The sequence below is a fragment of the Neorhizobium descurainiae genome (genome assembly GCF_051400715.1).
Lineage (GTDB): Bacteria > Pseudomonadota > Alphaproteobacteria > Rhizobiales > Rhizobiaceae > Neorhizobium.
In genome coordinates, this window is the sequence record NZ_JBLFFK010000003.1 from 120,195 (window position 1) to 141,579 (window position 21,385).

Consider the following 21,385-nt stretch of genomic DNA (forward strand, 5'->3'; position numbering starts at 1 on the left):
ATACAGCAACATCAAAATTCCGCCTCCTGTTTGCCACAATCAATTCACATTTCGGCTCTTTCTATTCCTCAATTCGCATCCACATTCGGCCTCAGCGGGCAGGGAACAATCCGTCGTCACTTACGTTTTCGCGACGAGATTCCCGGCACAGCAGCAAAAGGAGAAAATGTATGCGTATTCTCATCGCAACTCTGATGGCCTCGGCAGCCAGCTTCATCGCAATCTCCGCGGCCAATGCCGCTGATGCCGTTGAGCAGATTCCTCAGGCCCCGGCAGCCGTCGAAGAGCCGGCACCGGTACGAACCTGGGAAGGTTTCTATCTCGGTGGTTACGGCGAATATGACTGGGGCCGTTTCGGCGGCGGTGACTACGATGCCGATGGTTTCGGCGGCGGCGTCTTTACCGGCTACAACTTCCAGAACGGTCCGATCATCTACGGTATCGAAGCTGACGTAGGCTACAACAACCTGGATGGTCCGAGCCCGAATGGCTACACCGGCGAAGGCGGCTGGAAGGGCTCGGTCCGCGGCCGTCTCGGCTATGACCTGAACCCGTTCATGATCTATGGTACGGCCGGTGTGGCCTTCCAGAACAACGAGCTGAGCGATGGCATTTCTTCCGACAAAAACACCGCGGTCGGTTATACCGTCGGTGCCGGTGCGGAAGCGTTCGTGACCGACAACATCACGGCTCGTATCGAATACCGCTATACGGATTTCGCAGCCGACGACTACGATCTTGCCACCGGCACGGTCTCGAAGGGCTTCGACGACCACAGCGTCAAGGTCGGTATCGGCGTCAAGTTCTAAGCCTCACGCAGGCTGGGGAAAGCCCGGACTTCGGTCCGGGCTTTTTTGTTTCAGACGCCCGATTTCATCGCGCCGTATTCGGAAAACCGTTTGGCGAAGACATCGGGCCAGGAAGCGAGTTCCGGGCGGCCTTCCGCCCATTGGCCGTTGAAGCGCAGGTCGAGATAACCGATCAGCGCGGCGAGCGCGAAATGGCCGCCGTTGAGCTTCCTGCCGGTTTTCGGCAGGTTGTGTTCCAGATGGTCGAGCCCGCGCACCACCTTTTCCCATTGCCGGTCTATCCAGCCCTGGTGGATCTTCTCCTCCGGACGGAAGCGGCGTTCGTAGACGATCGCCAGCAGGCAGTCGGTGATGCCGTCGCAAAGTGATTCGAGAACGTCCGCCTCGGTGCGCTTTTCCTCCTTCTTCGGATAGAGCTTTCCGCCGGAGAGCCGGTCGAGATAGTGCATGATGGCGACGCTGTCGTAGATCGGCGGTTCGTCCTTGCGGATCAGCACCGGGATCTTGCCGAGCGGATTGCTGTCGACGAGTTCCGGCGGATTGGCGTTGGTGTCGGTCTTCACCTCGGCGAGCTCGATGCCGAGATGGCGCGCCGCCATGCGCACCTTGGCGGAATAGGGCGAGGCCGGCGAATAAAGCAGCTTCATGGGCTTTTCCTTTTTCAGGTCGAAATTCAGCGTGCGGGCGGCAGGGTGATCCGGCTGATCCTGCAGCCGTCGGCGTCCACTTCCGCGCAGTCGCGGAACTGCAGGTCCTTGGTGAGGCAGATGCGGACTTCTTCGAGCCTGCGGCCCTCGCAGCTCGTAGAGATGCCGCGGCGACTCATGCCGGGATTGGCCGCGACGAACTTTTCCTCGATCTCTTCGGCTGAGAACGTCACGGCCGTTTCGCCGCGGGAGAGGTCCGAAGGGAGCCGGATGCGCTCGAAAGCCTGCCGGGTCCTGGCGAAATAGTCGCGCTGGCTCAGCCCCGTGCAGCTTCCGTGCTTGCGCCACTGATGGCCGATCAGGCCCATGGACGGCATGATGTCGAAGAGCGGTTCGCCGAGGGAGCGCGGCACCCGGCCCGGTTCGCAGGTTTCGCAGAAATCCGGATAGCCCTTCTCGTATTGCGGCCACAGCCCGTGGACGACGAAGCGGAAATCCTTGTCCGTGTCGCATTGCTGGTCGTTCCGCTCGCCCTGCTGCGAGGCGCAGAAAGTCGGCGACCAGGAGAGCGAGAGCACGTAGAAATCGAATGCGCCGGCGCGGTCCTGCGCCCTGGCGGAGGCGGCCGACACGAGAAAAATGAAGAAGAACAGCAAGAAAGAGTGCCGTAGAGGTTGATCTGTCAAACGTGCGTTCCCTAAAGTCATTGGTTCGACCGCGGCCTTGCGGCAGGATTTAAACAGGGGCGGAAGGAACGGCAATATCGGATGGCTTTCAAGAAGTACTTTTGGCCCGCGGTCGGCGCGGTGACGATAACGGTTTCGGCCTGGCTCCTCTACAAGGAACTGCGCGGCCTGTCGCTCGACGAACTGGGCCGGAGCTTCGGCGCGATTTCGCCCCTGAACTGGCTTCTGTGCGGCCTCTCCACGCTGCTCGCCTATGCCGCGTTGGCCGGATACGATCGCATCGCCTTGCTGCATCTCGGACGCAAGATCGACTGGCTGTTCATCACCGTCTGCTCCTTCACGACATATGCGCTTTCGCACAATGTCGGCGCTTCGGTCGTATCGGGCGGGGTGGTGCGGTACCGCGCCTATTCCTCGAAGGGGCTCACCCCGGCGGAAATCGGCGTCCTGATCGCGATATGCTCCTTCACCTTCGCGCTCGGCACCGTGCTGCTCGCCGGGCTGGTGCTGATCCTCGAGCCCGACATAACGGAGCGCTTCGGGGATCTGCTGCCCATGTCGGCGTCCGCCGCGACGGGTTCATCCTGGCGCTCGTGGCGCTTTATGTCGCCGGCAGCTTTCTGAAGCTTCGCGGCTTCGCGATCGGCCCCATCCGGATCGTCTATCCGTCGCCCCGCGTCACGCTGATGCAGCTCGTCATCGCTCCGCTGGAGCTGATCGGCGCGGCCGGCATCATCTATTTCGCCCTGCCTGAGGCGGGAAATCCGGGATTCCTGATCGTGCTCGGGATATTCCTGGTGTCGTTTTCGGCCGCGCTGATCAGCCATGTCCCGGGCGGGCTCGGGGTGCTCGAACTGGTTTTCGTCATGGGGCTTCCCGACATGGACCCCGCCGATATCATCGCCGCGCTATTGGTGTTCCGGCTGTTCTACCTGCTGATACCCTTCGCGATGGCGCTGGTGGTGATCCTTGTTTTCGAACGCTCGCAATTCGCGTTCGCGAAGGGGGACCAGCAGCGCGACGACGCCGCGCCCTGACGCCTATTCGCCCCGGAGCCAGAAGGCGCGCTGGGAGGCGAAGCGGTCCTGCGCCAGGATGGTCTTCAATACGGGCAGGAGGGTGTGCAGCTCGTCCTTCAGCGTGAAGGGCGGATTGACGACGATCAGGCCGGAGCCGGTGAGGCCGGTCGTCTCGCGGTCGCTCTTCACGAGGAGCTCCGCGCAGAGCATTTTCGGGATCTCCAGCGCCTGCAGCTCCTCGTGGAAGGCCCTGATCGGAGCGCCTTTCTTGACCGGGTACCAGAGGCAGTAGGTGCCGCCCGGAAAGCGCCTGTGGGCACTGGCGAGGCCCTTGACGAGCCGCTTGTATTCGCCTTCCTCCTCGAAAGGGGGATCGACCAGGACGATGCCGCGCTTCTCCTTCGGCGGCAGATGGGCGCCGAGCGCCAGCCAGCCGTCGAGCTCGGTCACGCGCACCTGGAAGTCGCCTTCGAAGAGATTGTGCAGACGGTTACAGTCTTCCGGATGCAATTCCATGGCCGAAAGCCGGTCCTGCGGCCGGAAGAGCATGCGGGCAAGCTTCGGCGAACCCGGATAGAGCTTGAGCGCGCCGTCCGGGTTCAGCTCCCTGACCACGGCGAGATAGGGCCCCAGCAGTTCCGAGACATTAGCCGGCAAGTCGGCGTCCATCAGCCGGCCGATGCCGTCGCGCCATTCGCCGGTCTTCTGCGCCTCGTCGGAGGAAAGATCGTAGAGCCCGATGCCGGCATGGGTATCGAGCACGCGGAAAGCCTTGTCTTTCTTCTGGGCGTAGCGGATGAGCCGCGCCAGCACGGCGTGTTTCAGGACGTCGGCGAAATTGCCCGCGTGGTAGATGTGCCGGTAGTTCATCGCGACTGGGGCCTCGCTTGAATTAATTTGATGCGCTGCAAATCGCGCTTTTTGCGCGGCTTGGCATGCAATATAGAAAACCCATGAACGTTGCGACCCAAATCACCGAGAAAGCCGCCCTGGGCCACAATTCCGTCGGCCATACCGTCTGTCCCCACGACTGTCCTTCCGCCTGCGCGCTGGATGTGGACCTGACCGCCGACGGCAGGATCGGCCGCGTGCGCGGCTCGGCCGACAACAGCTATACGGCCGGCGTCATCTGCGCCAAAGTCGCCCGCTATTCGGAGCGCATCTACCATCCCGGCCGGCTGATGGCGCCGAAGCGCCGCAAGGGGCGCAAAGGCGAGGGCGATTGGCAGGAGATTTCCTGGGAAGCGGCGCTCGACGAGATCGCCGGCGCCTTCGTCAAGGCCGAGGCGAAGCACGGTTCGGAAGCGATCTGGCCCTACTTCTACGCCGGCACGATGGGTCAGGTGCAGCGCGATTCGATCGAGCGCCTGCGGCATGCCAAAAGATATTCCGGCTTTTTCGGCACGATCTGCACCAACATGGCCTGGACCGGCTATGTGATGGGCACGGGGGCCTTGCGCGGCCCCGATCCGCGCGAGATGGCGAAATCCGATTGCGTGGTGATCTGGGGCACGAATGCCGTCTCCACGCAGGTCAACGTCATGACCCATGCGGTGAAGGCCCGCAAGGAACGCGGTGCTAAGATCGTCGTCATCGACATCTACGACAACCCGACCATGAAGCAGGCGGACATCGCGCTGACGGTCCGGCCCGGCACCGATGCGGCGCTTGCCTGCGCCGTCATGCACATCGCCTTCCGCGACGGTTACGCCGACCGCGCCTATATGGAAAAATATGCCGACGATCCGGTGGGGCTCGAAAGGCATCTTGCAACGAAGACGCCAGAATGGGCGTCGGCCATCACGGGCTTGTCCGTCGAGGAGATCGAGACCTTCGCAAAGCTCGTCGGCACCACGAAGAAGAGCTTCTTCCGCCTGGGATACGGCTTTGCCCGCCAGCGCAACGGCACGGTCGCCATGCACGCGGCGCTCTCGATCTCGACCGTCCTCGGCTCCTGGCAATACGAAGGCGGCGGCGCCTTCCACAACAACGGCGAGATCTTCCGGCTCGACAAATCGGAACTGATGGGCACCGCCTATGCCGACCCGGATATCCGCCAGCTCGACCAGTCGCAGATCGGCCGGGTCCTGACCGGCGACGCAGAGGCGCTCCGCTACGGCGGGCCGGTGACGGCCATGCTCATCCAGAACACCAACCCGATGAACGTCGCGCCCGAACAGCGCCTCGTGCGCCGGGGCTTCATGCGCGACGACCTGTTCGTGGCCGTCCACGAGCAGTTCATGACCGATACGGCCGATGTCGCCGATATCGTGCTGCCGGCCACCATGTTTTTGGAGCATGACGACATCTACCGCGCCGGCGGCCAGCAGCACATCCTGCTCGGGCCGAAGCTCGTGGAGCCGCCCCCGACCGTGCGCACCAATCTCTTCGTCATCGAGGAACTGGCCAAACGCCTCGGCGTCGACCATTATCCAGGGTTCGGTATGGACGAGCGCGAGCATATCGACCGCATCCTGAAGGGCAGCCACTGGCCGGGCGTCGAGGTGCTGGAGCGGGAGAAGTGGATCGATGCGCAGCCGGACTTCGAAACGGCCCACTATATCAAGGGCTTCGGCTATCCGGACGGAAAATTCCGTTTCCGGCCGGACTGGTCGAACGGCCCGTCGCCGGACAAGCCGCCGAAGAATGTCGGGCCGATGGGACCGATCGGCGAACTGCCGGTCTTCCCGGATCAGGTCGACGTCATCGAAGTGGCGGACGAGGCGCATCCCTTCCGGCTGGCCACGTCGCCGGCCCGCAGCTTCCTCAATTCTTCCTTCAGCGAAACGAAGAGCTCCTACGAGCGGGAAGGGCGACCGGAGGTGATGATCGAGCCTTCGGATGCCGAACGTCTGGGCATCGCTGACGGCGATATCGTGCGGCTCGGTAACCGGCGCGGCGAGATCCGCCTGCATGCGCGGATCGTTCCCGGCGCGCGGCCGGGCGTGCTGATCGCCGAGGGGCTCTGGCCGAACAGAAAACATCTCGACGGCGAGGGCATCAACGTGCTGACCGGCGCCGATGCGGTGGCTCCCTATGGCGGCGCGGCCTTCCACGACAACAAGGTCTGGCTTCGCAGGGACGCCGCATGACGGACAAGGACGACCGGGTCGAGATCGTTGGCGAGAAGACGCTGTCGGATGGCTGGACGCGGCTGTCGGCCTATGAGCTCGACTATAGAGACCGCTCGGGCGAGACCCACCGGCTGCACCGGGAAATCTATCACCGCACGCACGCCGCCTGCATCCTGCTTTACGACGCGGGGCGGGACAGGGTCGTGCTGGTGAAGCAGTTCCGGCTGCCGGTCCACCTGTCCGGAGAGCCCGCCTGGCTGACCGAGGTGCCGGCCGGGCTTCTCGACGAGGATCACCCTGAGGATGCGATCCGCCGGGAGGCTATGGAAGAGACGGGTTACCGGCTGCGCGAGGTGCGCTTCCTCTTCAAGGCCTTCATGTCGCCCGGCGCCATCACCGAACTCGTGCATTTCTTCTTCGCTCCCGTCGACCTTGCCGACCGGACCGACGGTGGCGGCGGGCTTGCCGAGGAGCATGAGGATATCGAGGTGGTGGAGCTGCCGCTCGACGAGGCGGTGACGATGATCGGCACCGGCGGCATTGCCGACGCCAAGACGATCATGCTCCTGCAATGGGCGGTCATCAACCGGGCGGCGATTTCGGGTTGATCTCAAACCGAGACGAGGATGACATTCTCTTTCGGAGCAGCAGCCAAAAGCTGTTTGTCGGATGTCGCCAATTGCAGTTTCTGTTCGATTGCCACATGCAGGTAGGCGGCGTCATAAGCCGAAAGCTGATGCCTGTTCGCCAGATCGAGAATGGCATCGTCCTCCTGGCCTGACAGGGTTGTGATGTTCAGCTCTCTCAATCGCCTCATCGAGATCGAGGCATCCTGCTGCGTAATCCTGTGACGCCTCGCGGCCACTGCCAGAAGGCTGCGCATTTCCTGCCAGAACAGATCGGGCACGACGGCATCGGCCACCTCAAGCCGTTTCAGGACGGCAGTGGAAAGATCGTTGAATTCGTCGGGAATGAACCATCCGGCGGCGACGGAAGCATCAACGACGAATGCCTCCATTATTGGCGGCCTTCCCGTTTCCAGCTGTCGATCTCGTCCGCAGTTGCAGGTTTGCGGGCCGACCGCTCCGCGAGAATAGTCTCAATGAGCTTGCGTCTTTCGATACGAGCATCGGTGATGCCAACAAGACGGGCCACCGGCTTACCGTCGCGCGCAATGACGACCTCTTCGCCCCTCTCCACAATGGTGAGAAGGCCGGCAAGATTAGCCTTGGCATCGTCCAGCTTCACGGTGATCGTCATCAATCGGCTCCTGATTTGATAAGGTAGTTCGGTGGTGATCCCCAGTCAAACGGCGTTTCATGAGCGGTCATCGACCGGGCGGCGGTTTCGGGTTGGTTCCGGCCGGAACAATGGGATAGCCGCGCCGTTAAGGAGAAATCCCCCACCAGCGAGGATTTTCCGATGACGATGATCAAGACGCGGGACGACACCGAGCTTTACGTCAAGGACTGGGGCAGGGGCCGCCCGGTCATCCTTCTGCACGGCTGGCCGCTTACCTCCGACACCTGGGACGATTTCGCCATGGTCGCGGCCGAGGCGGGATTTCGTGCGATCTCCTACGACCGCCGCGGCTTCGGCAGGTCCGATCAGCCCTGGCAGGGTTATGATTACGACACGCTTTCCGACGACCTGGCGGACGTGATCGCCGCGACCGAAGCCGAGGATGCCGCGCTGTTCGGCTTCTCGATGGGCGGCGGCGAGGTCGCCCGCTACATGTCGCGCCATGGCGGCAAGGGCATCTCGAAGGCCGCGCTGATCGCCTCCGTCGTGCCTTGCATGCTGCAGACCTCCGACAATCCGGACGGCGTGCCGCAATCGGTCTTCGACGAGATGACCCGTGGCATGAAGGAGGACCGGGCGCATTTCTTCGCCGGGTTCTTCAAGAGTTTCTTCGGCGTCGGCGTCTTCACCGGTTCGGTGAGCGAAGAGGTGCTCGACTGGTCGTTCAATCAGACGATGATGGCGGGGCTCAAGCCGACGCTCGCCTGCGCCCGTGCCTTCGCGGCGACCGATTTCAGGCCCGACCTGACGAGCTTCAGGGTGCCGACGCTGATCATCCACGGCACCGGCGACCAGACCGTCCCGATCGACACCTCCGCCCGTGCGGCCGCAGCCGCGATTCCCGGCTCGAAGCTGATCGAATACGACGGCGCGCCGCACGGCCTCTTCGCGTCTCACAAGGAGCGTCTGAGGGAGGACCTGATGACGTTCTTGAGGAGCTGATCGGGATTCGGGGCTTTAATGTGAATATGGCTGAAGCGCCCCCGGCTCCAGCAGGCTTGTTGTGCGATATTGCTTGCGATATTGCATGACTCTGCCAATATAACCCTTCATGAGGGTGGTTTTCGACACGGCGACGATGGTGGCAGCGATCCGCAGCAATGCCGGGGCCTCCCGGCTCCTGTTGGTGGCGGCGCTGGAACGTCGGTTGACGATGCTCGCTTCGGTCCCGCTCATGGTCGAGTACCAGGCGGTGATGACACGGCCGCGCCATTTGGCTGCTGCCGGCCTGTCGGCGCAGGAGGTGGGTGGATTGCTTGATGCCGTGGCGGCGGTCGCGGAGCCGGTCCGGCTTGCTTTCCTCTGGCGGCCGGCGGCGCGCGATCCAGACGACGATATGGTGCTGGAAGCGGCCGTGAACGGGAGGGCAGAGGCTATCGTGACGTTCAATCTGCGTGACCTGGAAAAGGCGGCACATCAGTTCGGCATAGAAGTCCTTTCGCCAGGCGATGCATGGAAGCGATTGGAGGCAAGGATATGAGGAAGAGTAATTTCGCATTGAGACTTCAACCTTCCCTTCTCGAAGAGGCCCGCAAGGTGGCCGAGACGGAAGGGGTGGCGCTCAATCAGCTCATTAATGTTGCGGTCGCGGAAAAGCTCTCCGCCTTGCGAACGGAAAGCTATTTTGAGGAGCGCGCCGCCCGCGCGAACATCCCGGAAGCGTTGAACATCCTTGCCCGCGCGGGTAAAGGCAGTCCGCCGGTGGAGGGGGATGAACTGGAATAATCCGCGATAGGGATCGAACGGCTCACAATGCCGGCGAGATGAGCCTCGCCTCGTCCTTCGCCGGAAGATCGCTGAAGACCGCCCTTCCGCCCTCCATCCTGACCTTTCCCTCCGCCAGCAGCTTCAGAGACAGCGGATAGAGCCTGTGTTCGACGGTGAGGATGCGGGTGGCGAGCGTCTCGGCCGTGTCGTCCGCAAGCACCGGCACGGCGCCTTGTGCGACGATCGGGCCTTCGTCCATGCCTTCGGTGACGAAATGCACGGTGCAGCCGGCGATCTTCATGCCGGCGTCGATGGCGCGCTGGTGCGTGTGGAGGCCGGGAAAGAGCGGCAGTAGGGCGGGGTGGATGTTGAGGATGCGGCCCTCGTAGCGGCCGATGAAATCGCCGGAGAAGAGCCGCATGTAGCCCGCGAGGCAGAGGATATCCGGTTTCACCTCGTCGAGCGCGGCAAGGATCGCCGCCTCGTGCTCGGGTTTGCCGGCAAACTGCTTGCGCTCGAAGACGAGCGTCCTGATGCCGCGCGCTTCGGCCTTGGCGATGCCGCCGGCGGAAGGCTTGTCGGAGACGACGGCGACGATCTCGGCCGGGAAATCCGGTGCGGCGCAGGCATCCGCGAGCGCCAGCATGTTCGAGCCGCTGCCGGAGAAGAAGACGGCGACGCGTTTGCGGGTTCCCGTCATAGGCCGAGCGTGCCCTTGTAGATGACGCCGGGGCCGCCTTCCTCACGCTCCACCATGCGGCCGAGCGGCACGACGATCTCGCCTTCGCCCGTCAGGATGTCGGAGACGGCCTGGGCGTTCTCGGCGGAAACGACGACGATCATGCCGATGCCGCAGTTGAAGGTTCTGAGCATTTCCTTCGCCTCCACGCCGCCGGTCTTGGCGAGCCAGGAGAAGACGGGCGGCACGGGAATGCCGTCGAGATCGACTTCGGCGGCAAGGTTCTTCGGCAGCACGCGCGGAATGTTTTCGGGAAAGCCGCCGCCGGTGATGTGGGCGAGCGCTTTCAGGGCACCCGTCTCGCGGATCGCTTTCAGGAGCGGCTTCACGTAGATGCGCGTGGGGACGAGCAGGGCCTCACCCAGAGTCATGCCGTCACGGAAGGGAGCGGGCGCGTCCCAGGCGAGGCCGGAGAGCGCGACGATCTTGCGCACCAGCGAAAAGCCGTTGGAATGGACGCCGGAAGAGGTGAGGCCGAGAATGACGTCGCCGGCTGCGATGTCTCCGACCGGCAGGAGCTGGCCGCGCTCGGCGGCGCCCACCGCAAAGCCCGCCAGATCGTAGTCGCCGTCGGAATACATGCCGGGCATCTCGGCGGTCTCGCCGCCGATCAGCGCGCAGCCCGCCTCGCGGCAGCCGGCGGCAATGCCGGAAACGATCGCGGCACCCTGGTCGGGATCGAGCTTGCCGGTCGCGAAATAGTCGAGGAAGAAGAGCGGTTCGGCGCCCTGCACCACGAGGTCGTTGACGCACATGGCGACGAGGTCGATGCCGACCGTATCGTGGAAATTCGCATCGATGGCGATCTTGAGCTTGGTGCCGACGCCGTCGTTCGCCGCGACCAGTACCGGATCGGTGAAGCCGGCGGCCTTCAGGTCGAAGAGGCCGCCGAAGCCGCCGATCTCGCCGTCGGCGCCGGGGCGGCGGGTGGAGCGCACGGCCGGCTTGATCTTCTCGACCATGAGATTGCCCGCGTCGATATCGACACCGGCATCGCTATAGGTGAGACCGTTCTTGCCCCCGCTCATCATTCATCTCCAATGATTGCTGTAGCGGCTCGCAATTGCACGTCGTGACCTCGGATGCAAGCGTCGAAGGCGGTTTTGAAGGCTTTTCACAACCTCCGCCGCGCAGCATCCGAACTCTTGACCTGGCAGGCGGCCGCATCCTATCCCTGTCCGCGATCCCGGTCGCTCTGGAAAGGCCCGGTCACTCTGAAGGGGAAACGGCGATGCCATACCATGTCAGCGGTGCGAGCCTCAGGCGCCACATCCTGTTCTGGATCGGCGCCCTGGCGATCCTCGTCCTGTTTCTCTGGTTCTTCCGCTCGATCCTGCTGCCCTTCGTGGCCGGCATGGCGCTCGCCTATTTCCTCGATCCGGTTGCCGACTGGCTGCAGCGCAGGGGCCTGAGCCGCCTGATGGCGACGGTCGTCATCCTCGTCTGCTTCGTGCTGGTTTTCGCCCTGTCGCTGATGCTGGTGATCCCGATCGTCATCAACCAGTTCACCGAGTTCGCGGCGGCGCTTCCCGGCTATATCTCGCAATTGCAGGAAATCATCTCGAGCCCCGAGACCTCGTTCCTGCCCGACTGGATCGGAGCGCAGATCGACACCGTCAAGCAGAACTTTTCCGAGGTGCTGAGCCAGGGCGCCGGCTTCGTCGGTTCGCTGCTCGCCCAGATATGGAACTCCGGCAAGGCGATCGTCGATGTCGTGTCGCTTCTGATCGTCACGCCGGTGGTCGCCTTCTATATCCTGCTCGACTGGGACCGCATGGTCTCCAAAGTGGATAGCTGGGTGCCGCGCGATCAGATCGACACGGTCCGGCAGATCGCCCGCGAGATGGATGAATCCGTTGCAGGTTTCATCCGTGGCCAGGGCTCGCTCTGCCTCATCCTCGGCATTTTCTATGCGGTCGGACTGTCGCTGGTCGGGCTGAACTTCGGCCTCCTGATCGGCTTCGTCTCCGGCATGATCAGCTTCGTTCCCTATATCGGCTCGCTGGTCGGCCTCGTGCTTTCGGTCGGCGTCGCCTTCGTGCAGTTCTGGCCGGATTACCCCTGGATCGTCGCGGTCGCCGGCGTCTTCTTCGTCGGCCAGTTCATCGAGGGCAATATTCTGCAGCCGAAGCTGGTCGGCCAGAGCGTCGGCCTGCATCCCGTCTGGCTGATGTTCGCGCTCTTCGCCTTCGGCGCCATGTTCGGCTTCGTCGGCCTGTTGATCGCCGTGCCGGCGGCGGCCGTGGTCGGCGTCCTTGTCCGCTTCGCGCTCTCACGGTATCTTGACAGCGACATCTATTACGGCCGGGCGGCCACTCTTCCGTGGGAGGAGGCGCCCCCGCCGCGTGCGCTGGAACACGACGACAAGGGCGCACGGACAACCGCTCAGAAAGACCAATGAACGAGACGAGCGAACGCGAGCGGCGGAAAGGCGAGCAGCTGCCGCTGCAATTCACCCATGATGCGGCAAGGAGCCGGGAGGATCTCCTGGTCTCCGAACGCCTGGCCGCGGCGGTCGCGATCGTCGACGACTGGCCCGCCTGGCCGTCGCCGGTCGTCGTGCTGGCCGGCCCCGTCGGCTCGGGGAAATCGCACCTCGCCCATATCTGGCGGGAGAGGGCGGGCGCGGCCGACATCCACCCGATCGCCGGCTCGAATGCCGCAGCGCTTGCCGCGGCCGGCCCGGTCCTGTTCGAGGATGCCGAGCGGCGCGGCTTCGACGACGCGGAACTTTTCCACGTCATCAACAGCGTGCGCGAGAACGGCCACAGCCTCCTGATGACCTCGCGCCTCTGGCCGATCTCCTGGGGCGTCACCCTGCCGGACCTGAAATCCCGTTTGAAGGCAGCCACCGTGGTGGAGATCGGCGAGCCGGACGAAGACCTGCTGGCGCAGGTGATCGTGAAACTATTTGCCGACCGGCAGCTTTATATCGATGACAAACTGGTCGGCTACATCGTCAACCGGATGGAGCGTTCGCTCGGGGCGGCGCAGGCGATCGTCGAGCGGTTGGATCGCCTGGCGCTCGCCCGCGGCACCAGGATCACGCGTCCGCTGGCGGCCGAGGTGCTGAGCGATTTTGGAAATTCCGCAGGCGGCGATTGACTGTGACAGCTTCGTCGCAGACTTATGTTTCGACCCGCGCGCATAGGCGGCGCTGTAAAGGGTTCGAGGAGGTGACTGAAAATGGATTCGATGACGACGGAAACGCGTGAGCAGGAAGCGGCGGCCGCCAACCCCGCCGAGGAGCTCCTGGCGAGCCCGGACCGCTTCATCAACCGCGAATTCTCCTGGCTGCAGTTCAACCGGCGTGTTCTCGAAGAAACGCTGAACACCGCCCATCCGCTCCTGGAACGGGTCCGCTTCCTGTCGATTTCGGCCGCCAATCTCGACGAATTCTTCATGGTCCGCGTCGCCGGCCTCGAAGGCCAGGTGCGGCAGGGCATCGCCGTCCGCAGCCCGGACGGCAAGACGCCGGCCGAGCAGCTCGACGCGATCCTCCAGGAGATCGACAACCTGCAGATGGAGCAGCAGGCTTCGCTCGCGGTCCTGCAGCAGTATCTCGCCAAGGAGGATATCCTGATCGTCCGTCCGGCCGCTCTTTCGGCCGAGGACCGCACCTGGCTCGCGACGGATTTCGAGGACGACCTCTTCCCGGTCCTGACGCCGCTCTCGATCGATCCGGCCCATCCGTTCCCCTTCATTCCGAACCTCGGCTTCTCCATGGGCCTGCAGCTCGTCAGCAAGCTCGGCAAGGAGCCGATGACGGCGCTGTTGCGCCTGCCGCCGACGCTCGACCGCTTCATCCGCCTGCCGGACGACAAGGCGACGATCCGCTACATCACGCTCGAGGATGTGGTCGGCATGTTTATCGACCGGCTCTTCCCCGGCTACGAGGTGAAGGGCGCCGGCACGTTCCGCATCATCCGCGACAGCGATATCGAAGTGGAGGAAGAGGCCGAAGACCTGGTGCGCTTCTTCGAGACGGCGCTGAAGCGCCGCCGCCGCGGCAAGGTCATCCGCATCGAGACGGATTCGGAAATGCCCGCTTCGCTCCGCCAGTTCGTGGTGCAGGAGCTCGGCGTGCCGGACAACCGCGTCGCGGTCCTGCCGGGGCTTCTGGCGCTCAACACGCTCTCGGAGATAACCAAGGCGCCGCGCGACGATCTGAAGTTCGAGACCTACAACGCCCGATTTCCCGAACGCGTCCGCGAGCACGCCGGAGACTGCCTCGCCGCCATCCGCGAGAAGGACATGGTGGTCCATCATCCGTACGAATCCTTTGACGTGGTTGTGCAGTTTCTTCTGCAGGCGGCGCGCGACCCCGACGTCCTCGCCATCAAGCAGACCCTCTACCGAACCTCGAACGACAGCCCGATCGTCCGAGCCCTGATCGACGCGGCCGAGATGGGCAAGTCGGTCACCGCGCTGGTCGAGCTGAAGGCCCGTTTCGACGAGGAGGCGAACATCCGCTGGGCGCGCGACCTGGAACGCGCCGGCGTGCAGGTGGTCTTCGGCTTCATCGAGCTGAAGACGCATGCGAAGATGTCCATGGTGGTGCGCCGCGAGGAGGGCAGGCTGCGCACCTACTGCCATCTCGGTACCGGTAACTATCATCCCGTTACCGCGAAAATCTATACGGACCTTTCCTTCTTCACCTGCAATCCCAAGATCGCCCACGACATGGCGAACGTCTTCAACTTCATCACCGGCTACGGCGAGCCGACGGAAAGCATGAAGCTCGCCGTCTCGCCCTACACGCTGCGCCCGCGCATCCTCCGCCACATCGAGGAGGAGATTTGCCACGCGCAGAACGGCAAGCCGGCGGCGATCTGGATGAAGATGAACTCGCTCGTCGATCCGGAGATCATCGACGCGCTCTATCGGGCAAGCCGGGCGGGCGTCGAGGTCGACCTCGTCGTGCGCGGCATTTGCTGCCTGCGTCCGCAGGTGCCGGGCCTTTCCGAAAACATCCGGGTGAAGTCCATCGTCGGCCGCTTCCTGGAGCACAGCCGCATCTTCTGCTTCGGCAACGGCTACGGCCTGCCGTCCGACAAGGCGCTCGTCTATATCGGCTCGGCCGACATGATGCCGCGCAACCTCGACCGCCGCGTCGAGACGCTCGTGCCGCTCTTGAACCCGACTGTGCATGAGCAGGTTCTTTCACAGATCATGCTGGGCAACCTGATTGACAATCAGCAGAGCTACGAGATATTGCCCGACGGCACGTCGCGGCGCATGGAAGTGCGCAAGGGCGAAGAACCTTTTAACGCGCAGCATTATTTCATGACCAATCCGAGCCTTTCGGGGCGCGGTGAAGCTCTGAAATCGAGCGCTCCGAAACTCATCGCCGGCGTGATGTCCGGACGCAAGAAATAGGCAGTATGGTACGATCAGAAGCCCAGGGGCGCCTTCCGGGGATCGCTCCTGTCTCCGTCATCGACATCGGTTCGAACTCCGTCCGCGTCGTCATCTACGAAGGCCTGACCCGCGCACCGACGGTCCTCTTCAACGAGAAGGTTCTGTGCGGACTTGGCAAAGGCCTCGGTTCCAGCGGCCGAATGGACGAAGAGGCGGTTCAGCGCGCGCTTGCCTCGCTGAGACGTTTTAGGGCGCTCTCCAACCAGGCTCGCGCCCAGGACATCTACGTGCTGGCGACCGCCGCCGCCCGGGAGGCTTCGAACGGACCGGAATTCATCCGCGAGGTGGAGGAAATCCTCGGCCAGCCGGTGCAACTGCTTTCCGGCGAGGAAGAGGCGCGCTATTCGGCACTCGGCGTCATCAGCGGCTTCCATGATCCGGACGGCATCGCCGGCGACCTCGGCGGCGGCTCGCTCGAGCTCATCGACATCAAGGGGCAGGAATTCGGCCGGGGTATCACCCTGCCGCTCGGGGGCCTGAGACTTTCGGAATCCTCCGGCAATTCGCTGTCCAAGGCGCGCACTTTCGCCCGCAAGCAGGTCAATACCGCGCGTTTCCTGGAACAGGGCGCGGGCCGCACCTTCTATTCGGTCGGCGGCACATGGCGAAACATCGCCAAGCTGCACATGGAGATGACCAAATATCCGCTGCACATGATGCAGGGCTACGAACTGCCGCTCGCCGAGATCCAGAAATTCCTCGAAGAGGTGATCGCCGCCAAGGATTCGAAGGATCCCGCCTGGCAGGCCGTTTCCAAGAACCGCCGCTCGCTTCTGCCCTTCGGCGCCATCGCCATGCAGGAAGTGCTGAACGCCATGAAACCCTCCAAGGTGAGCTTTTCGGCGCAGGGGGTTCGCGAGGGCTATCTCTATTCGCTGCTTTCCGATGAGGAGAGGGCGGGCGATCCGCTGCTCGTCGCCGCCGATCAGCTCGCCATCCTGCGTGCCCGCTCGCCGGAACACGCCCGTGAGCTCGCCGAATGGACCGGTCGCATGGTGCCGGTGTTCGGCATCGTGGAAACGGAAGAGGAGAGCCGTTACCGGCAGGCCGCCTGCCTGCTGGCCGACATAAGCTGGCGCGCCCACCCGGATTATCGCGGCCTGCAGGCGCTGAACCTGATCGCCCATTCCTCCTTCGTCGGCATCAGCCATCCGGGCCGCGCCTATCTGGCGCTCGCCAATTATTACCGCTTCGAAGGCCTGCACGACGACGGTGCGACCGGCCCGCTCGCCACGATCGCCACGCCGCGCCTCCTCGATCTCGCCAAGCTTCTCGGCGGCCTGCTGCGCGTCGTCTATCTCTTCTCGGCCTCGATGCCGGGCGTCGTCCACAACCTGTCGTTCCGCCCGTCGTCCGACCCCGATCTCGACCTGGAATTCGTCGTGCCGCCCGCCTACCGCAATTTTGCCGGAGAGCGGCTGGATGGCCGCCTGCAGCAACTCGCCAGGCTCACCGGCAAGCGGCTGGCTTTCCGGTTCGAGTAGACTTTCGGGAGGTCCGGCTGCCGCTTTTTGTAGCCTTATGGGCGGCTCGGCAGACCGTAAAAAACATGTGACCACTCTTGAAAAAAGAGCAAGCCGGGCTCTGCGGATATGGCGGCGTCATTTAACCCATTGATATCGCAAGACGCGTGAAACGGGCGTGATCCGATCGTGATTGTTGTTTTTTATTGCATAAAGCGATTAGTTTTTCGGCAGTAATAAATTCGCGGCCTGGTTCCGATTTCTGGTGCATGCCGGTTGACCACGGAGGTCTCCCAAGAAGCCGGCGTAAAGCAAAGAAGGAAATACGGACATGAAAAATATAGTCGCAATCGCCCTTCTCACCGCCGTTGCCGGCGGTTCTTCGGCTTTCGCACTGGAGCCGATCCCGGGCAGCATCACCTATGGCGGGCAGCCGGCGACGCGGCTGGAAAAAGCCCCGGTGGGCAGTCCTGTACCGCATCAGTTCCGCGATAACGGCCAGCTCTATAGCGAGACCTACATCATTCAGCCGGACCGCAGCCTGAAGCTCGTTAGCCGCAGGACCTCTTCCGTCGCGAACTGACGCCGACCGAAAAGAGCATGAACGGAAAAGAGCGCCCGGTTCCCGCCGGACGCTCTTTCGCTTTTCGGGTGGTATGGATGCTTACTTGGCGGCCAGGAATTCGGCGGCTTCGATCAGGCTGAACTCGTTGTTGTCGGCCTTGTCGACGGCGCGGCCGGCGGAGAAGGGCAGGTTGTTGTCGTTGCCGATGACGAGATGTGTGGCGTCGACCACGTCGACGTTCTCGATCGTCACGAAAGGCATGTCGTAGACGCCCGCCACATTGCCGGCCTTCTTCCTGTTGTCGGGGTCCTGGATGTTCATGAGATCGATATAGCCGATCTTGCGGACGGCCTTGCCGGCATTGGCGTCGTTCATCTCGATCTTGTAGACGCGCTTGTGCTTGGCCGGTGCGTTGAAGCAGGTCGGCTCCGGCTTGGCCGGGTCGGCGCAGGCCTTGTCGGCGGTGCCGGCGCCGTTGTCGCGCTCGATGACGAGGGCGGTGGTGGCGTCGATCATGTTGAAGTCGCCGATCGCCTCGCCGCCCTTGGAGAGCGGATAGAGCCAGGAACGGCCGGTCCACGACTTGGCGGCGACGTCGAATTCGATGACGCGCAGCGCGGTCAGGCCGTCGGCCTGCTCCACCTGGCCGTCCTCCTTGTAGAGAGGACCTTCGAGAAGGCCGTAAAGCCTGGAGCCGTCCTTCGACATGGCAAGGCCCTCATAGCCGCCCGAGCGCTTCACGTTGAAGACCGGCATTTTCGAAACCGGGTTGCCGGGAAGCTGGACGAGCGGGTTGTCGGGGGAGGTGACCGGCTTGCCGTCGACCATGGTCGCGATGACGTCCGTCAGGCGGCCTTCGGTGTCGACCTTGATGAGGTAGGGGCCGAATTCGTCGCCGAGCCAGAAGCCGTCGGCGACCGGCTGGATGGATTCGATGTCGAAATCGGCGCCGGTGAGATAGCGGGTGTCGGAGCCCTCCATCACGATCGGGAACGGCGCGACCTTGTTCGGGTCGGACAGGAAGACGTTCTTCACCACTTCGACCTCGTTGGAGGCCCAGTCGAACTTCATCTGGTGCAGGAAGAGCATGGCGTCACTGGAGTTCGTCTTGCCGCCGAAGCCGTTGTCCGAAAGCGTCCAGAACGTGCCGTCGGGCATGGTCTTGATACCGGAGAACCCCTGCACCGGCTGGCCGTCGAGCGGCAGCTTGACGTCGGTGACGCGCGCGCCGTCCTTGCCCGGCAGCGTGCCGAGCGTTTCGGTGCGCTTGCGGTCGGGCGTGGTGAACTTGCCGGACGTCTTCAGGAAGGCGGGCGCATCGGCCGGCGCCGGGACGACGGTGTTGGCCGGCAGGATGGCCTGGCCGGCGAGCTTGGCCGGGAAAACCTTGTCGTCGGCAGAAGCGGAACCGCCGATCAGCGCGGCGAGCGCAACGGTGGCGAGCAGAAAGCGGGTCATGGGAGCACCTGTTGGTTGGCGTGTCGAAGACGCCAACCGGTTAAGGTGCCTGCGTGACGGTGAGGTGATGGAACTTTGAAGCTTCGATGAAGCTTTGATGACCGGATTTTTACAAGTGTTTGAGGGCTTTAGGCGCTTCTCTGCAGCGCCTGCCAGCGGCCCGGCGTCATGCCGAACGTCTTCTTGAAATGGCGGGTGAAATGGGCCTGGTCGGCAAAGCCGGCATCGGCCGCCGCATCCGCCAGGCTGCCCCCCTGCGACAGCAGGGTCTTCGCCCGGTCGAGCCGCCGCATGACGAGATAGCGGTGCGGGCTCGTGCCGAGAAGGCGGCGGAATTGCCGCGCGGTCGTATAGCGGTCGAAACCGCTGATCTCCTCGAGTTCTTCGGAAGAGACGGTCCGGTCGCAGTTTTCCCGCAGATAGTCCCGGCAGCGCAGAACCGCAGCCTGCGCAAGCGATGTCCCCGCATCGGTCTTCCGGCCGTCCGCATGACGCCAGAGGCCTGCCGAAAGCCGCACGATCAGGTCGTCGAGCAGCAGCTCCTGCGGCTCGGCGTCGAGATCGTCGAGCGCTTCGGCAAGGCATTGGCGGAACGCCGCATCCGAGATCACCGGAGTGGGCACGAAGGGCAGGCCCCTTGCGCTGCCCGCCGCTTCGATCAGCCGCTCCGGCGGCAGGTAGAGCATGCGGTAGCGCAGGCCGTCGTCCGTGCCGGCGGCCCCGTCATGCACCTCGTCGGGATGCAGGACGATGACGTTCCCGGGCAGGCTGGCGCGCGCGGCGCCCCGATAGTGAAAGGTCTGCACGCCGGAAAGCGTGAAGCCCAGCGCATAGGTATCGTGCCGGTGCGGCGAGAAGCCGTTGCCGTGAAAACGCGCCTCGATCCGCTCGATGCCGCGAGAGGAAGGCGCCTCGACGATGCCGTCCGGCTTCTCCGCCCCTTGGCACGAACGTTCAAGACGATCCGCATCCGCATCCGCTATCTCGCTCGGACCTGCATAACCTCGGGCATAACCCTCGACGGAGTTTCTCTTCATGTTCGACACCAAGATCGCGATCGTGCTTCGCGATGACCTCGCCCCCTGGCAGGGGCTCAACGTGACCGCATTCCTGATGAGCGGCGTCGTCGCTCAAAACCCTGCGATCATCGGCGAACCATACCGGGATGCGGCGGGGAATGTCTACAATCCGCTGAGCGCCCAGCCGGTCGTGGTGCTCTCCGCCGACCGGGAGACGCTCAGGACCATCCACCGCCGCTCGCTGGAGCGCGAGGTGACGACCTCCGCCTATGTCGAGGAAATGTTTTCGACCGGCCACGACGCCGCCAACCGCACGGTCTTTGCCGAGTTTTCGCCGGACAATGCCAGGCTGGTCGGCATTGCGCTGCGGGCCGACAAGAGGATCGTCGACAAGATCACCAAGGGCGCCAGGATGCACCCGTAAGGACCCTTCACGCCTCCAGCGCTAGCGTGGCGAAGCTGGCGAGCCAGTGTTCGCCCATATAGTCGCCCGCGACATGGGGAAGGGCGCTGGCGAGATGTTCCCCGGCCGTCTTCTCCATGAGCGGCCGGCGCGGATCGTCCTCCGGCAGAGCCTTGGCAAGCGAACGCCAGCACCAGGCGCGGGAGAGGTTGAGCCCGTCGAGATGGGCGATCTTGCCGTCCGAACGGTCGGAGACGGAAGCAGGCGCGAAGAGCGTCGCAGGTTTCCGGGCCTCGATTTCCGGCAGGAAGTGGCCGAACCACGGCAGGAAGTCTTCCTGCGGCATCAGCCTCCGCATGCATTCGGCCTCGACGAGCGCGGAGGACAAAAAATCGTCACCGGAGGGCTCGCCCCAGGCCGGGCAGGCCTCGTCCTGACCGTACCAGCGCAGCGCCGTCTCCCGAAGAAGCTTGCCGAGCGCCGTGTCATCCACGCTCTCGGCATAGTCGGCCGCAAGCCGCATGGCGAAGGCGCTGTTGAAATGCGTGCCGACCCGCACCGGATAGGTGGCGATCGGCAGGAAATCGGTGAACCTCTGCACGAACACGTTCGAGAGCGGCTTGAGGTTTTCGAACCACCGCCGGTCTTCAAGGAGAGACAATTCTGCGGAAAGCTTGAGCAGCCATCCCCAGCCGTAGGGACGCTCGAAACCACGCGAGGTGGGTTTTGCCTGATAGGCGCATTCGCCGGCGACCTTGTCCGGCACCAGCATCTCGTCGAACAACGCGCGGATATCTTTTGCTGCCGGGATGTCCGGAAATTTCTGGAGGATATGCGCCATCATCCAGTAGCCGTGCACGCAGGAATGCCAGTCGAGGCTGCCGTAGAAGATCGGATGGAGCCCGCCCGGCGTTTTCGCGTCTTCCGGTCCTGAAAAGACGTTGGCCGGCTTGTTCGGATATTCGCGCCTCACATGCCCGAGCGCGATCGTCGCGAAATGTTGGGCCGTCTCGGCGGTGAGGGTGTGCGGCATCAGGAAGGGCTCTCGTTGAAAAGCAATGGATGAACGAATA

The 21,385-nt window shown here is 63.5% G+C and carries 22 protein-coding genes and 1 pseudogene; 13 read left to right on the forward strand and 10 right to left on the reverse strand.

The annotated features are described in order from the left end of the window. Positions 1-170 precede the first annotated feature (170 nt). Positions 171-809, forward strand: a complete 639-nt coding sequence (locus ACMGE0_RS07255; RefSeq protein WP_436815203.1) for an outer membrane protein — start codon at positions 171-173, stop codon at positions 807-809. A gap of 50 nt (positions 810-859) precedes the next feature. On the opposite strand, the gene ACMGE0_RS07260 is transcribed toward ACMGE0_RS07255, so the two are convergent. After that, positions 860-1,456 carry a glutathione S-transferase gene (locus ACMGE0_RS07260; protein WP_436815204.1) on the reverse strand — a complete coding sequence of 199 codons (597 nt, stop codon included), beginning with the start codon at positions 1,454-1,456 and terminating at the stop codon, positions 860-862. A gap of 26 nt (positions 1,457-1,482) precedes the next feature. Continuing rightward, a complete protein-coding gene (locus tag ACMGE0_RS07265; protein WP_436815205.1) occupies positions 1,483-2,112 on the reverse strand; it encodes a ribonuclease T2 family protein in 630 nt (209 codons plus the stop codon). A gap of 111 nt (positions 2,113-2,223) precedes the next feature. Here ACMGE0_RS07265 and ACMGE0_RS07270 point away from each other — a divergent pair. Beyond that, a pseudogene (locus ACMGE0_RS07270) lies at positions 2,224-3,179 on the forward strand (lysylphosphatidylglycerol synthase domain-containing protein). A 3-nt stretch (positions 3,180-3,182) separates the two neighbouring features. Here the strand turns inward: ACMGE0_RS07270 and ACMGE0_RS07275 are convergent. Further along, positions 3,183-4,031 (reverse strand): 23S rRNA (adenine(2030)-N(6))-methyltransferase RlmJ, encoded by an 849-nt coding sequence (locus ACMGE0_RS07275; protein ID WP_436815206.1) that lies wholly within the window; start codon positions 4,029-4,031, stop codon positions 3,183-3,185. An 83-nt stretch (positions 4,032-4,114) separates the two neighbouring features. On the opposite strand from ACMGE0_RS07275, the gene ACMGE0_RS07280 reads away from it, so the two are divergent. Both ACMGE0_RS07280 and ACMGE0_RS07285 read left to right on the forward strand, forming a co-directional pair. Further along, positions 4,115-6,253 carry a molybdopterin-containing oxidoreductase family protein gene (locus ACMGE0_RS07280; RefSeq protein WP_436815207.1) on the forward strand — a complete coding sequence of 713 codons (2,139 nt, stop codon included), beginning with the start codon at positions 4,115-4,117 and terminating at the stop codon, positions 6,251-6,253. Next, complete coding sequence (locus ACMGE0_RS07285; RefSeq protein WP_436815208.1) at positions 6,250-6,843, forward strand: NUDIX domain-containing protein; 594 nt, start codon at positions 6,250-6,252, stop codon at positions 6,841-6,843. Before ACMGE0_RS07280 ends, ACMGE0_RS07285 begins: the two co-directional genes overlap by 4 nt. Positions 6,844-6,845: 2 nt before the next feature. On the opposite strand, the gene ACMGE0_RS07290 is transcribed toward ACMGE0_RS07285, so the two are convergent. Both ACMGE0_RS07290 and ACMGE0_RS07295 read right to left on the reverse strand, forming a co-directional pair. Beyond that, positions 6,846-7,253, reverse strand: a complete 408-nt coding sequence (locus ACMGE0_RS07290; protein WP_436815209.1) for a type II toxin-antitoxin system VapC family toxin — start codon at positions 7,251-7,253, stop codon at positions 6,846-6,848. Continuing rightward, on the reverse strand, positions 7,253-7,495 hold the full coding sequence (locus tag ACMGE0_RS07295) for a type II toxin-antitoxin system Phd/YefM family antitoxin (protein ID WP_436815210.1): 243 nt from the start codon (positions 7,493-7,495) through the stop codon (positions 7,253-7,255). The genes ACMGE0_RS07290 and ACMGE0_RS07295 overlap by 1 nt, the downstream gene beginning before the upstream one ends. Positions 7,496-7,657: 162 nt before the next feature. Between ACMGE0_RS07295 and ACMGE0_RS07300 the strand changes: the two genes are divergently transcribed. From ACMGE0_RS07300 to ACMGE0_RS07310, 3 genes are all read left to right on the forward strand, one after another. Further along, a complete protein-coding gene (locus tag ACMGE0_RS07300) occupies positions 7,658-8,479 on the forward strand; it encodes an alpha/beta fold hydrolase (protein WP_436815211.1) in 822 nt (273 codons plus the stop codon). A 109-nt stretch (positions 8,480-8,588) separates the two neighbouring features. Further along, entirely contained in the window at positions 8,589-9,017 is a 429-nt protein-coding gene (locus ACMGE0_RS07305; protein WP_436815212.1) for a putative toxin-antitoxin system toxin component, PIN family, read from the forward strand. 56 nt (positions 9,018-9,073) lie between these two features. Next, complete coding sequence (locus ACMGE0_RS07310) at positions 9,074-9,262, forward strand: toxin-antitoxin system HicB family antitoxin (protein ID WP_436815213.1); 189 nt, start codon at positions 9,074-9,076, stop codon at positions 9,260-9,262. A gap of 22 nt (positions 9,263-9,284) precedes the next feature. Here ACMGE0_RS07310 and purN read toward each other — a convergent pair whose 3' ends face one another. Beyond that, positions 9,285-9,944, reverse strand: a complete 660-nt coding sequence (gene purN, locus ACMGE0_RS07315; protein ID WP_436815214.1) for a phosphoribosylglycinamide formyltransferase — start codon at positions 9,942-9,944, stop codon at positions 9,285-9,287. After that, positions 9,941-11,014 carry a phosphoribosylformylglycinamidine cyclo-ligase gene (gene purM, locus ACMGE0_RS07320; RefSeq protein ID WP_436815215.1) on the reverse strand — a complete coding sequence of 358 codons (1,074 nt, stop codon included), beginning with the start codon at positions 11,012-11,014 and terminating at the stop codon, positions 9,941-9,943. Before purM ends, purN begins: the two co-directional genes overlap by 4 nt. Before the next feature lie 200 nt (positions 11,015-11,214). Here purM and ACMGE0_RS07325 point away from each other — a divergent pair, with 200 nt between their 5' ends. The 5 genes from ACMGE0_RS07325 to ACMGE0_RS07345 all read left to right on the forward strand — a co-directional run bounded on the left by ACMGE0_RS07325 (position 11,215) and on the right by ACMGE0_RS07345 (position 17,450). After that, positions 11,215-12,384 carry an AI-2E family transporter gene (locus ACMGE0_RS07325; RefSeq protein ID WP_436815216.1) on the forward strand — a complete coding sequence of 390 codons (1,170 nt, stop codon included), beginning with the start codon at positions 11,215-11,217 and terminating at the stop codon, positions 12,382-12,384. Further along, positions 12,381-13,088: a DnaA regulatory inactivator HdaA gene (hdaA, locus tag ACMGE0_RS07330; RefSeq protein WP_436815217.1), complete on the forward strand. Its 708-nt coding sequence runs from the start codon at positions 12,381-12,383 to the stop codon at positions 13,086-13,088. Before ACMGE0_RS07325 ends, hdaA begins: the two co-directional genes overlap by 4 nt. Positions 13,089-13,169: 81 nt before the next feature. Then, positions 13,170-15,362, forward strand: a complete 2,193-nt coding sequence (locus tag ACMGE0_RS07335) for an RNA degradosome polyphosphate kinase (protein ID WP_436815218.1) — start codon at positions 13,170-13,172, stop codon at positions 15,360-15,362. Between the two features lie 5 nt (positions 15,363-15,367). Then, positions 15,368-16,888 (forward strand): exopolyphosphatase, encoded by a 1,521-nt coding sequence (gene ppx, locus ACMGE0_RS07340; RefSeq protein WP_436815219.1) that lies wholly within the window; start codon positions 15,368-15,370, stop codon positions 16,886-16,888. A gap of 310 nt (positions 16,889-17,198) precedes the next feature. Further along, entirely contained in the window at positions 17,199-17,450 is a 252-nt protein-coding gene (locus ACMGE0_RS07345; protein WP_436815220.1) for a hypothetical protein, read from the forward strand. An 81-nt stretch (positions 17,451-17,531) separates the two neighbouring features. Here the strand turns inward: ACMGE0_RS07345 and ACMGE0_RS07350 are convergent, their stop codons facing one another. Continuing rightward, entirely contained in the window at positions 17,532-18,890 is a 1,359-nt protein-coding gene (locus tag ACMGE0_RS07350) for an esterase-like activity of phytase family protein (RefSeq protein ID WP_436815221.1), read from the reverse strand. A 128-nt stretch (positions 18,891-19,018) separates the two neighbouring features. Further along, the gene (locus ACMGE0_RS07355) at positions 19,019-19,927 is read right to left on the reverse strand and encodes an AraC family transcriptional regulator (RefSeq protein ID WP_436815222.1); all 909 of its coding nucleotides are present in this window, start codon (positions 19,925-19,927) and stop codon (positions 19,019-19,021) included. On the opposite strand from ACMGE0_RS07355, the gene ACMGE0_RS07360 reads away from it, so the two are divergent. Beyond that, positions 19,926-20,333 (forward strand): DUF2000 family protein, encoded by a 408-nt coding sequence (locus ACMGE0_RS07360; protein ID WP_436815223.1) that lies wholly within the window; start codon positions 19,926-19,928, stop codon positions 20,331-20,333. The genes ACMGE0_RS07355 and ACMGE0_RS07360 overlap by 2 nt on opposite strands. Before the next feature lie 7 nt (positions 20,334-20,340). On the opposite strand, the gene ACMGE0_RS07365 is transcribed toward ACMGE0_RS07360, so the two are convergent. Next, positions 20,341-21,345: a DUF2891 domain-containing protein gene (locus ACMGE0_RS07365; protein WP_436815224.1), complete on the reverse strand. Its 1,005-nt coding sequence runs from the start codon at positions 21,343-21,345 to the stop codon at positions 20,341-20,343. Positions 21,346-21,385 lie beyond the last annotated feature (40 nt).